This window comes from Oceanobacillus sp. E9 (assembly GCF_001741975.1).
Taxonomy (GTDB): domain Bacteria; phylum Bacillota; class Bacilli; order Bacillales; family Amphibacillaceae; genus Oceanobacillus; species Oceanobacillus kimchii.
Window position 1 is genome coordinate 41,823 of record NZ_LSNA01000001.1, and the last position, 12,566, is coordinate 54,388.

At 37.6% G+C, this 12,566-nt stretch carries 11 protein-coding genes; 4 read left to right on the forward strand and 7 right to left on the reverse strand.

Features of this window, described 5'->3' with window-relative positions; translation table 11 throughout:
• Positions 1 to 191: 191 nt before the first annotated feature.
• The 3 genes from AQ616_RS00150 to AQ616_RS00160 all read left to right on the forward strand — a co-directional run bounded on the left by AQ616_RS00150 (position 192) and on the right by AQ616_RS00160 (position 3,348).
• A complete protein-coding gene (locus AQ616_RS00150; RefSeq protein WP_017798162.1) occupies positions 192 to 1,193 on the forward strand; it encodes an ABC transporter substrate-binding protein in 1,002 nt (333 codons plus the stop codon).
• A gap of 92 nt (positions 1,194 to 1,285) precedes the next feature.
• Positions 1,286 to 2,143: an ABC transporter permease gene (locus AQ616_RS00155; protein ID WP_069684725.1), complete on the forward strand. Its 858-nt coding sequence runs from the start codon at positions 1,286 to 1,288 to the stop codon at positions 2,141 to 2,143.
• Positions 2,140 to 3,348 (forward strand): quaternary amine ABC transporter ATP-binding protein, encoded by a 1,209-nt coding sequence (locus AQ616_RS00160; RefSeq protein WP_017798164.1) that lies wholly within the window; start codon positions 2,140 to 2,142, stop codon positions 3,346 to 3,348. Before AQ616_RS00155 ends, AQ616_RS00160 begins: the two co-directional genes overlap by 4 nt.
• A gap of 637 nt (positions 3,349 to 3,985) precedes the next feature.
• On the opposite strand, the gene AQ616_RS00165 is transcribed toward AQ616_RS00160, so the two are convergent.
• Positions 3,986 to 4,222: a hypothetical protein gene (locus AQ616_RS00165; protein ID WP_017798165.1), complete on the reverse strand. Its 237-nt coding sequence runs from the start codon at positions 4,220 to 4,222 to the stop codon at positions 3,986 to 3,988.
• Between the two features lie 125 nt (positions 4,223 to 4,347).
• Positions 4,348 to 4,767, reverse strand: a complete 420-nt coding sequence (gene fabZ, locus AQ616_RS00170) for a 3-hydroxyacyl-ACP dehydratase FabZ (RefSeq protein WP_017798166.1) — start codon at positions 4,765 to 4,767, stop codon at positions 4,348 to 4,350.
• 144 nt (positions 4,768 to 4,911) lie between these two features.
• Between fabZ and AQ616_RS00175 the strand changes: the two genes are divergently transcribed.
• On the forward strand, positions 4,912 to 5,931 hold the full coding sequence (locus AQ616_RS00175; protein WP_017798167.1) for an NADP-dependent oxidoreductase: 1,020 nt from the start codon (positions 4,912 to 4,914) through the stop codon (positions 5,929 to 5,931).
• 70 nt (positions 5,932 to 6,001) lie between these two features.
• Here AQ616_RS00175 and AQ616_RS00180 read toward each other — a convergent pair whose 3' ends face one another.
• The 5 genes from AQ616_RS00180 to AQ616_RS00200 form a co-directional block, all read right to left on the reverse strand.
• Entirely contained in the window at positions 6,002 to 7,189 is a 1,188-nt protein-coding gene (locus AQ616_RS00180) for an amidohydrolase (RefSeq protein ID WP_240490447.1), read from the reverse strand.
• Positions 7,190 to 7,268: 79 nt separating this feature from the next.
• Positions 7,269 to 8,474 (reverse strand): cystathionine gamma-synthase family protein, encoded by a 1,206-nt coding sequence (locus AQ616_RS00185; protein WP_069684727.1) that lies wholly within the window; start codon positions 8,472 to 8,474, stop codon positions 7,269 to 7,271.
• A 71-nt stretch (positions 8,475 to 8,545) separates the two neighbouring features.
• Positions 8,546 to 9,742: a M24 family metallopeptidase gene (locus AQ616_RS00190; protein WP_069684728.1), complete on the reverse strand. Its 1,197-nt coding sequence runs from the start codon at positions 9,740 to 9,742 to the stop codon at positions 8,546 to 8,548.
• Between the two features lie 350 nt (positions 9,743 to 10,092).
• Positions 10,093 to 10,854, reverse strand: coding sequence for a sporulation protein (locus AQ616_RS00195; protein ID WP_084822409.1), 762 nt, complete (start codon positions 10,852 to 10,854; stop codon positions 10,093 to 10,095).
• A gap of 102 nt (positions 10,855 to 10,956) precedes the next feature.
• Positions 10,957 to 12,531, reverse strand: coding sequence for an esterase/lipase family protein (locus tag AQ616_RS00200; protein ID WP_069684730.1), 1,575 nt, complete (start codon positions 12,529 to 12,531; stop codon positions 10,957 to 10,959).
• Between the last annotated feature and the right edge of the window lie 35 nt (positions 12,532 to 12,566).

The following is a 12,566-nucleotide window of genomic DNA, read 5'->3' on the forward strand; positions in this document are numbered from 1 at the left end:
GCCGTTCATCTTTTCATCAACACATAAGAACTGACAGATTAATTAGGAAGCTACCAATTTTTCATTATAGTGTTATGAACTAAGGAGAGTCACATCGGATATTAGTCAGTTAGATCTAGAGTTGGCTATTCATAATGTTTAGCCAATTTTTATACGTTTACTTAAAAATAATTAAAAGGGGACATAGAAAAATGAAAAAAAAGCTCTTATTACTGATGGCTGCTGTTGTACTATTACTTGCTGCCTGTGGAGATTCTTCAAGCGACAGTGAAAGTGAAATCGATACGATCGTTTTAGCTGATGCAGGTTGGGATAGTATTAAAGTACATAACAGTATTGCCCAAAGAATTATCGAAGAAGGATATGACTACAATACAGATGTTACATCTGGTTCAACAGCTGCGACCGTGCAAGGTTTACGTGATGGAGATATCAATGTATATACAGAAGTTTGGACAGATAATATTAAAGAATTATATGAAGAGTCCATTGAATCTGGTGATATCGAACAACTTTCTGTAAACTTTGATGATAATGTACAAGGACTTTATGTACCGTCTTATGTAATCGAAGGTGATCCAGATAGAGGAATTGAACCGCTTGCTCCTGACCTTGAAACAGTGGAAGATTTAAAGAAATATCCAGAAGTTTTCCAAGACCCGGAGGATCCTTCCAAAGGACGTCTAATCAACGCTCCGAGTGGTTGGGCTGTAGAACAAGCGATTAATGAAAAATTTGAAACATATGGTTTGGGAGAGACATTTAATAACTTTGGACCTGGTTCCGATGCTGCAATCATTGCAGATTTAGCAAGTGCTTATGAAGCAGGAGAAGGTTGGGTTGGTTACTACTGGTCCCCAACTGCAATTACTGCAAAATACGATTTAACGTTACTAAAAGAAGATCCATATGATGAAGAGCAATGGAACGAAGATAAAAGCACAGAATTCCCTCCAAATGATGTAGTTATAGCTGTTCATAAAGATTTCCCTGAACAAGCTCCGGAAGTAACGGAATTCTTGAAGAACTATGAAACAAGCAGTGCACTAACGGAAGAAGCATTAAATTATATGGAAGAAAACGGTGCATCACCTGAGGAAGCAGCTGAATGGTGGATGAAAGAACATGAAGATATTTGGTCAAGCTGGGTTCCTGAAGATGTAGCGACTGCAGTACAAGAATCATTACAATAATTCATGGAGCAGCTTGCCATTTGGTTGGCTGCTCTTCCTATTTTAAAAAATGAAAGAGAGGTGTAGAACTGCTTGTAGCAGTATCGACGCTTATGGGTATATTTCCTGATATAGAGTTTGAAGCTGGTAAGTATGTGGATCAAGCTGTTAATTTTATTGATACTACATTTGAAGCTTTTTTTGATTTTATTTTCTTTATCGCATCTCGTTCGATTAATCTTATGACAGATGGATTAATGTTTTTACCATGGTGGTTATTCATCATTATTATTGTTGGACTAGGATGGTATTTTAAATCTGCATTTTCCGGTATTCTATATGGTGCGTTTATTTTTATAATCGGTACATTCGGATTATGGGAAGATATGATGATTACTATCTCGATTATTCTCACTGCAGTAATCATTTGTTTAATTATCGGAATACCAATTGGTGTAGCAATGTCATTTAGTAGACTATTCTCAACTATAGCCCGTCCAGTACTTGATGCAATGCAGACGATGCCAAGTTTTGTCTACCTCATTCCAGCGATTTTCTTCTTTGGCTTAGGTAATGTTTCTGCCATTTTTGCAACGCTAATTTATGCATTGCCTCCCGTTATTCGTTTAACGGAACTTGCCATTCGTGGAGTAGACAAAGAGATAATCGAGTCTGCACATTCATTTGGTTCATCAAAATGGCAAACATTGAAAAAAGTACAATTACCACAAGCAACTCCTACAATTATGGCAGGAGTGAATCAAACAACAATGATGGCATTATCGATGGTTGTTATTGCATCAATGGTTGGTGCTTCTGGTTTAGGTGAACAAGTACTTGTATCGATTAACCGTATTGATATCGCATTAGGATTCGAAGCAGGAATCAGTATCGTATTCTTAGCTGTTATCATTGACCGTATTACTAACGGTATTGCACAAAAATTCCAAAGACAGGGTGATAGAGCATGACAACCCATATTAAAGTAGAAAATGTATCAAAAATATTTGGTCCAAAACCTAAATCAGTGATTCCAATGGTCAAAGAAGGAATGTCAAAGGCAGAAATACTAAAGAAAACCAATCATACAGTTGGTGTATATAATGCTTCTTTTGATATAAAAAAAGGAGAAGTCTTTGTTATTATGGGGCTTTCGGGAAGTGGAAAATCAACATTAATTCGCTGTTTTAACCTTCTAAATAAACCAACGGATGGCTCAATTTTTATTGACGATGAGGACATCACAAAACATAATAAGGAACAGTTAAAGAAAGTTCGCCAAGAAAAAATAGCTATGGTCTTCCAGCATTTTGGATTATTTAATCATCGTACCATTTTAGCTAATGTCGAATATGGATTGGAAATCCGTAACTTCTCTAAAGAAGAGCGCAGAGAAATTGCACTAAAAAATATTGAAACGGTTGGATTAAAAGGATACGAAGATAAATATCCTGATGAATTATCTGGTGGAATGCAACAACGTGTCGGTCTGGCTCGGGCATTAACCAATGACCCTGATATTCTTCTCATGGACGAACCATTCAGTGCGCTCGATCCACTTATTCGCCGTGAAATGCAATTAGAGCTTCTAGATATCCAAGAACGCTTGCAAAAAACGATTATCTTCATTACACATGATGTTAATGAGGCATTCAAAATTGGGGATCGCGTAGCTGTGATGAAAGACGGACATGTGGAACAGGTCGGAACACCAGAAGAAATTATCGCAACTCCTGCAAATGATTATATTTCTGAGTTTATCAAGGATATCGATCGATCCAAGGTGTTCCAAGCTTCTCATATCATGACGAAGCCAAACGCACTTGTTTCTATGAAAGACGGACTAAATGTTGCCGTCCGTGAGATGAAAGAAAATGGAATCTCTAGTGTGTTTGTTGTTGAACGAGGCAGACATATTAAAGGTATTGTCACCATCGATGATGCAATCAAAGGAATTAAAGAGCAAAAATCATTAGAAGATATTGTTCGTACCGATATTACGATTGTAGAGGAAGAGGAATATATTAATGATTTAATTCCTAAAGCTTTGGAGTCGATGTTTCCACTAGCGGTCGTCAATGAAGAAAATAAACTGATTGGTTACATTCTTCGTGTTCACGTACTTTCTGGATTAACTTCCGATGATGTGGATGAAAGCGATGAATATCATGGATAACCTTTACTAGCATGAGTTGGGAGGTCTCAATTAGAACAAAGGCGCAAGCGTCCGTGTAGCAATATACAAACTGCTCCCCTGTTTTTTTAGGAGTGAGGGTTGGGACAAAAAATATTTGCTCAAAAGATAATCCCGTATGAATTGATTTGAAAATCGTTTCATAAATATACTCCGCTTATCCAGCGGCGGTTCACCTATGCCTTGCTCCCACAGGATCCTTCGTATATTTCTTACGCCTATTTTAATTATCAATTATCTTTTGACTAAAACTTTATGATATATTTTAATCTCTTCCTTTGAGAAAAAACAAGGTGAACTGGAAGAGAACCGATGTTGTCCTTACTCAGATTGCAAGTGCGACTAGCCTCATAAATTACATTCGGCAAGTCTTCTTTTCACCCCTGGGTATAAGTGCGACTAGCCTCATAAATTACATTCGGCAAGTCTTCTTTATCGTAATGGAGCTGGGTGAAGTTTGGAGCTGCGATTACTCACCCTCCAAAATGGCTGGGCGCTTGCATTGGAGATGACTGGTTCAGTTATTTAATTATTCACCCACCACACAATTTTATAATTTTCGATGCAATAATAAAAGAAGCTTGTAGAGTTCTAGTGCATACTCTACAAGCTTCTCTTTTTATTGTTGATCTTGTTCGTCTTGCATTTCGCCATCTTCAGGTTGATTATCTTCAAACCCACCATTTTCGTTGGTATCTCCACCATTTTGTTCGTTCATACCGCCTTCATCAGATGGTACTTCTTCTTCAATAGGGTCCTGGTTATCCGCAGGCTCTTGATTATCTGTATTCCCACAAGCAGTAATTAACGATAATGCTAGAGCTGCTGTACCAAACTGCATAAGAAATTTCTTCATAGGTATTTTCCTCCTTTAATGATCAACTTTCGTGATTATATTAACCAAAGATAGGAAAAAAATACATTTTCTAAAAAAAATCGAGATCTTTTTTGGTTATTGATGTGTATCAACATCCGAAAATATTATTTGATAGCAAAGGTAATTTCAGCCTCACATGCAACTTCACCATCTACAGTTGCAATTCCTTTTCCTTTCCCAATTGGACCTTTCATTCGTATGATTTCTACTTGCAAATTTAGTTGGTCACCGGGCTTTACTTGACGTTTAAAGCGGCATTTATCTACTCCTGCAAGAAAACCAATTTTTCCTTTATTTTCTTCTATATTCAAAACAGCAATTGCTCCAGTTTGCGCGAGTGCTTCCAGAATTAGTACACCTGGCATCACCGGATATTCTGGAAAGTGTCCTTGGAAAAATGGTTCATTTACTGATACGTTTTTTAATGCAGTAACTTTTTCGCCTTCTTGTATTTCCACTACTTTATCCACTAATAAAAATGGATAACGGTGTGGGATAATTTCTTTAATTTGTTCCACGTCCATATTGATTCGACTCCTTCTATGTAGCATTTATTCCTATTATAGCGAATATAGATAGGGAAAGAAATACTTGTAAATGTTTTGGAATAATGTAAAGATGGGTAAATACTTTGTACAATCATTAAAATAGGAAGGATGAATAGACTCATGTCAGAACAAAATCAACAAATAAAATTAGCCAAACGTCCAGAAGGAACTCCTACAAAGGAACATTTTGATATTGTAGATATACCGATTAATGAACCAAATGATGGTGAAGTCCTTATCAAAACTGTTTATCTTTCTGTTGATCCTTATATGCGTGGACGAATGAGTGCTGGAAAATCATATGTGAAACCATTTGAAGTAGATAAGCCCATAAATGGTACGATTGTCGGCGAAGTAGTAACTTCTAAATCAGACTCGTTTTCTAAAGGTGACCTTGTTCGCGGGATGTTTCCTTGGCAGCGATATAATGTAGTCTCTGCATCATATGTTGAAAAAATAGATCCATCTATAGCACCATTAACTGCATATCTAAGTGTGCTAGGTATGACTGGTCTCACTGCTTATTTTGGTTTGTTAGACATTGGTCAGCCTAAAGAAGGGGAGACTGTAGTAATATCCGCAGCTGCTGGAGCAGTAGGTTCTACAGTTGGGCAAATTGCCAAAATTAAAGGTGCTAATGTAGTCGGCATTGCAGGTACTGATGAAAAAATAGCTTATTTAGAGAATCAATTAGGATTTGATAAAGCAGTAAATTATAAAGCATCAAACTTTAAACAGCAGCTAAAAAAAGCTTGTCCAAATGGCGTTGATGTCTATTTTGATAATGTGGGGGGAGAAGTAACTGACAATGTATTAAGCCTATTAAATGATTTTGCTCGTGTTCCATTATGTGGCGCTATATCCACATACAATTTGAAGCCAGGTGAAGACTACGGTCCAAGCATATTACCGAAAATTCTTAAGACACGCACTACCGTGAAAGGATTTATCGTTAGTGACTACCAAGAACAGTTTCCTGAAGCAACCAAAGATTTAGCAAACTGGATTGCTGAAGATAAATTATCGTATGAAGTAACGACCATTGAAGGTTTTGAAAATACACCTACTGCATTTTTAAACTTATTTGAAGGAAAAAACAAAGGGAAGCAACTTGTAAAAGTAAGTGAAACTTCCTCTTAAATTAGGATACTAATATCAAAAATGTCCGGGCTAACGATATAGTTAGTCCGGACATTTATTCATCATTTTTTTAGATAATAGTCTGCTTTGTACGTGCAATTGCGCTTTCTACTAATATTGCTACTCCTAATACGAATGAGGACTCATCGATATCGAAGACAGGTGTATGCAAATCACGCGAGTATCCTTCATCTAATGCACAACCGAGAAAAAACATCGTAGCTGGCAGTTTCTGTGATACATATCCAAAGTCTTCTCCACCCATTCCAAAAGCCTCTTCGAATACATCTATGTGCTTCTGTATTTTCCTTACCGAATGACGTACAATTTGATTTAGATAGGGGTCATTGTATAAAGCCGGCTCTCCTCTTGAAACGTTCAATTGATATTCTCCACCCAAAGAATGTACCATTTGAAATACTTGATGTAACTCTCTTTCAAGTTGGTCTCGTATTGCAGGAGTATAGCTTCGAATCGTTCCACGAATACTTGTTTTAGCAGGAATAATGTTGGTCGCATTCCCAGAACGAATTTCCCCTACTGAAATAACACCTTTTTCTGCTGCTGCTATTCGACGGGAAATGATCCCATATAAACCCGGAAGTACAAGCGATAACATCCAGATTGGATCGGTTGATTTTTCTGGATAACCACCATGTCCCCCTGTCGCATAGATAGTTGCTTCAAATTCATCAACATTCGCCATGCTAAATCCATCATTGATTAGAAGCTGACCTGATTTTTTCCACGGGCACATATGTAGTGCAAATGCTGCTTCGACCTTATCGTATACGCCTGCTTGTAGTAGATATGGAGATCCTGATAGACCATGCTCATCTTGTGCCTCTTCCGCAGGTTGAAAAATAAGTTTAATCGTTCCTTTCCAACTCTCTGTTTCAACGAGATCTGATAAAACCTTCGCCGCTCCTAATAATATTGCTGTATGTGCATCATGCCCACACGCGTGCATCACACCTGGGTTCTGGGATTCATAAGGAGTATTCGTTTGTTCCTGAATCGGTAAGGCATCCATGTCTGCTCGCAGTGCTACAGTTGGACCTTCTCCGGTTGAAATGGTTGCAATTATGCTTGTAGGCGTGCCTACACCTTTTTCTATGTTAATATGTTCCATCGCTTGCAAAATTTCCATTATCCGCTCAGAAGTACGAAATTCTTCGAAACTTAGTTCAGGAAACTGATGCAACTCTCTCCTCCATTCGATTAATTGATCTTCAAATTCAAGTACTTTACAATACACACTCACCTTCGCATCCCTTCCTTTTTAATTTCTCTTGATAGGGAAATCGCCGACAATATCAATTGTCAGCGATGTTCTGTTAAGAAATTTCCAAACTATTTTCTAGCTGAGCAAAAGCTTGAGAAAAGTCTTCCAATATATCATCTATATATTCGATACCACAAGAGACACGGATGAGTCCTTCTGGGATTCCCATTGCAGCACGTTCCTCGGGTGTACATTCCACATGACTTGTTGTACGTGCAGGACCAACCGTTGTTTCCACTGCCCCTAAATTTGCTGCCCGATGTGCATACTGTAGCTTCGGTAGTAATTCTCTTACCGTGTCCACACCACCTTTTACCGAAAAGCTCAGCATGCCTCCAAAGTCTTTCATTTGTTCTTTTGCAATTTCATGGTACGGATGTGTCGGTAACCCTGGGTAATACACATCTTCTACAATATCTTGCTGCTGTAAAAACTTTGCTAATTGCATTGCGTTAAATGACTGTTCTCTAACGCGTAGATGCAATGTCTTCATGCCACGTAATGTTAAGTACGCAGCCATTGGGTCCATTGTCGCACCATTAATTTCACGGAAATGATAGATTTGCTCTACGTAATGTTCAGGACCACAAACTACTCCCCCTAACGCATCAGCATGGCCGCCTAAAAATTTTGTAGCACTATGAATAACTAAATCTGCACCAAGTGCTAATGGATTTTGATTTATTGGCGTACCAAACGTATTATCGACGATTACAATTGCCTCAGCTCGCTTTCCTACATCTGCCATTTTCTTTAAATCTGTAATTTTTACTGTAGGATTTGTGGGAGATTCTAAATAAAGAATCTTACAGCCTTTTTTTACCTCTTTTTCAATTTGTTCATGATCCCCTGTCTCACATAACATTACTTCTACCTGCTGACGTGGCAGAAATTCAGTGAATATTTTATTCGTTCCTCCGTAAGTGTCTTTAATCGAAACAATTCGATCCCCCGGTAATAAAAAAGTAGATAGTGTATTACTTATAGCAGCCATTCCTGTAGAAAAACTAGTAGCAGCTTCTGCTCCTTCTAACTGCTTTACTTTATCTTCGAATGCTTGCACGGTTGGGTTTGTGTTTCTTCCATATATATGGCCTTTCTTCTTCCCAATAGCCACATCATACCATTCATCCATATCGTCATAATTATAGGCAACACTAAGGACAATAGGGACTTGCGTTGCTCCATGTACAAGGTACTCCTTTTCTCCTGCCCAAACTGCTTCTGTACCTACCTCTACTTGCTTCTTATCTGTCATATCATCACTTCCTATTCTCAAATTGTTTGCTATACCGATACTTGCATCAACGTCATCAGAGTTCCTTAGCATTAACCAACAAAATCAAGGTTTGCAAATCCGTCTTTAATCATCAGTTCTCTAGGCAGATTTGCAAAGGTCTTACAACCATTCTCTGTTACATAGAATGATTCACTAATTTCAAAACTATCCCCTTCCGACCAAATCGCTGGTATTAAGTGAAAGGTCATATTTGGTACAAGAATCGTTTTATCTCCTGTTCTTATGCTAGCTGTATGCTCACCCCAATCTGGAGGATAATTTAATCCCATCGAATACCCTAATCTCGACTCTTTCGTAACGCCATGTTTTTCTACTGTTTTTCTCCAAACCGTTTCAATTTCTTCACAAACTACTCCTGGCTGTATAAAGTCTAAGCAAGCATTCAACCCTTCGATGACCACTTCTGATAAGTTCTTCATATTTGTCGATGGCTGACCAATTTGAACAGTTCGAGCTATTGGAGCATGATAGCGCTGATAACATCCTGCCAACTCTAAAATTACTGTTTCACCCTGCTGATATGGTTTATCCGTCCATGTAAGGTGTGGAGTGGAAGTTCGCTCTCCTGCTGGTAGTAAAGGTACGATTGCAGGATAATCTCCCCCAAATTCAGGCGTACCACTTAATTGTTCATGACTTATCTTAGCAGCAACATCACAACCTCTAACCCCGGCATTTACCATTTCTATACCTTCACGCATAGCATGTTCTCCAATGATTCCAGCTTTTTCCATCTTCAAGATTTCTGCCGGTGACTTAATGATACGTACCCAATTTACGATAAGTGAACCATCCAAAAATGTTGCATTTGATAGACCTTTATTCAATTGTTGAAAACATTTTGCTGAAAAATAATAGCTATCCATCTCTACACCAATATTACGTTTATCTTGACCTATCTGAGTTAAAATTTCTGCTACAAAGTCCATTGGGTGCCTCGTTTGAGAATGAACATAGGTATCTGGATAAGGAATAATATTTTCATGAAACAGCCATGTCGTTACCTTTGCCGCATTTGCATCTGCTGTTCTTCCTATCCAAATCGGTTGCTCCTCATCATCCATCAGTACCAACATTTGATCGACATAGAATGACCAGCCATCGAACCCTGTTAAATAATTCATATTTGCCGGGTCTGTAATAAGTAGCACTTCTATTCCTTTTTCAGCCATTTTTGCTTTCGTGCGCTTCATCCTATCCATGTACTCCGCAACTTCTACATTCATGTCAAACACCACCTTTTAATTTTGTTTGTTAATTCATTATATTTTCTAAATATTTAAAATGATATTCACCATTTTGTATGAAAGTTTCTAGAAGTTTGTAGTCAGTTTGGAAAATAAGCACCAGTGATTTGTTGGGAGGGAGGAGAAAATATATCTTGGCGGTTGGATTTTTGTGTTTTTGTACTAACGCTAAATTGGATAGGAAATCAACGATTGTATGAATAACTGGTTCAGTTGAAAATCGTTAAATATGGTAAAGTAAAACATCATTCAGCTAAGCTATTACTGCCGGTTAAATGTGGATAAAAAAGGAACAGCTGTTTAGCAGCTGCTCCCATCGTATTTTCTCGTTAATGAATATTTTGGTTTACTATTTCTTGAATTGTTTTTTGTACAGTGGGACTATCTGAGTTTGTTACCGTAAATCTTACGTAAGATTCATCTTGATCCATCGCTTCTGCGAATAAACCAGATAATCCTCTTGCTTTTCTATCAATCTGCATAAGAATTTCAACCTGATCTTCACTTGGTAAGAAGATTAACTCAATCTCATCTAATAAGCCTTTATATTGTCCACTTCTAGGTTTGAATTCAAATTCTTGTACGAACGGAAGTTTTCCAAACGAACGATGTACTTCTTTCGATTCTACTTCAATAAGCTTAAAACCAAGTGAATCAACAGCTTTTAGTACTGCATTGACTAGTTGCGATGGATTCACTTGAATATAATCAATGTCACCAGGGTCAACTGCTTTTTTAATATCTAATCCTGTATCAATCCAAACATTTTTATCTCTTATTGTTAATGGAGTTTGAGGAGATAAAATAAACGAAAATGGTATCTCCTTAGACTCTCCTGGTTGAATCGTAAATGATTCTGCTATTTTAAATTTATCCATGATAACGTTGACGTTAAATCTTTTATCATCACTTTCTTTTAAATACTTGGTATTCACTGACAAATAGATTTGATCGACTTCTTGCTCCACTTTTCCTCCTGTAACTAATATCTTTCCTCTTACAGTTTCTCCAGCCATATAACTTTGCTTATCCAGTTGCGCATCTATTTTCGTATTTCCAATTCCAATACTAGATAACATTTTGTTAAACATAATCATTTCCCCTTTTTATATTTCAATTCATTCCATTATTCTTTGAAACGATTTTACAACGATATCGAAAATGGAATCTACTTCATCTCTTCTTACGTTCATTTAGTCTGCGTATACCGAATCAACGATGGTTCTAGTAAATCTTTCCCCTGCTTTCGTTAATCCGTTTATTTCAATTGTAATATTATACACGCTATTCTTATTTTCCAATGACAACTCCTCTGCTAAAATGGATTTGCCTGTTGTTCTATATGTTTTTGTATTATCCGTCCCAGATTCAGTTATATGATACGTAGCTTGTAATGTATTTTCCTGAACCGTTTCTGAATTCACTTTCAAATGATAAGTAGGCTTTTGATTTGCATTGAATTCTACATTACTATTGTGAATTATTTTTTCCGTTGTTTTATAATCCACCATCAATACGAATGCATCCTGTTGATAAGAAGTAAGTTCTAACTTCCAATCTCCTGCTTTCGGAAATTCTATAAAGGTCATATGACTAATGGATCCTGCAAATATTCCTTCTTTATTATCTGTCGTTGTCACATTTGGATTTATTTCTTTCCCGTCTGGATCTATGAGTTTTAAGTTAGATAATTGATTAGAAGTCATTAAATGCAGAGCAAGTTCATCGACATCATTTTCAACGGAAATAGTAGTAGTAGCTTTTTTCTTACCTACTAACGGCCCACCGGAAATCCATTTATTATTGCTATTAGAAGTTAATTCGGCACTTTTTGTAGGTGTAACTAAACTATCTACTGTTTCGTTACCCATTAAATAATTTTCAAATGTAGCGAAACTTTCACCAGTTCGTATCGAAGTATGATTCCAATTTTCCACTGCTAGTTGATTTCCCTCTGGAAGACTACTACTTTCACTCGTAACTACTCCATCATTGGACCCGAACTGTGATAAGTACATACCTCCAAACCATGTAGAGGAAAATATAGACCCCCACCCCGTTCCTCCTAATGTGTAATAATTGTTGTGATATGCGAACGGTTTATTATCCATTTCAGAACGAAAATTTTCCATATATCCCATTTGCATCGCGTATGTTCCATCCCCTTGTGCACCAAGTAGGTCCGCTAACCAACCTGCAGGAGAACTGTACGCTAAGTCAGCAAGTTGTGAGCCATGATGAGGACTAGATAATGTAATAACATTGTCTACGTATTGCCATGCATCATAATACGTTAATGCGGTCTGCGTATCGACCCCGCCTTTACTATAGGCAACCACAGTCACAGGCCGATCAAAATGCGTAGAGATTTCTCTTATTTTTCCCGCGAGTAATTCACCATTATCCCACATTGTAGCGGAAGCTCCTCCGGCGTCATACAATTGGACAAAAGCAGTTTGATATCCTGCATCAAGCACGGTTTGGTACATATCGTTATCTTCCCAGAAAATCTGTGCGACATTATTAAGTCCTGGCACAAATAAAATAACGGGTGCATTCGGAATCGGATTTGACGGTGTTGATCCAGCGTACCACTCTCCAGGAGTCTCTTCGTTTCCATTACCTACTTTTCCTGATATAACGCTTTCATTCGATTCACCTACTAATATAGGGGAATCAACTTCTGAAGCTGAAACACTACAAACCGCCGCAAACGTGAAGACGAAAAACAAAACAAGAAAAACAACTTTTTTCACGATTAGTTGCATAATTTCCTCCTCATTCGTTTTTTACTTCACAGAAT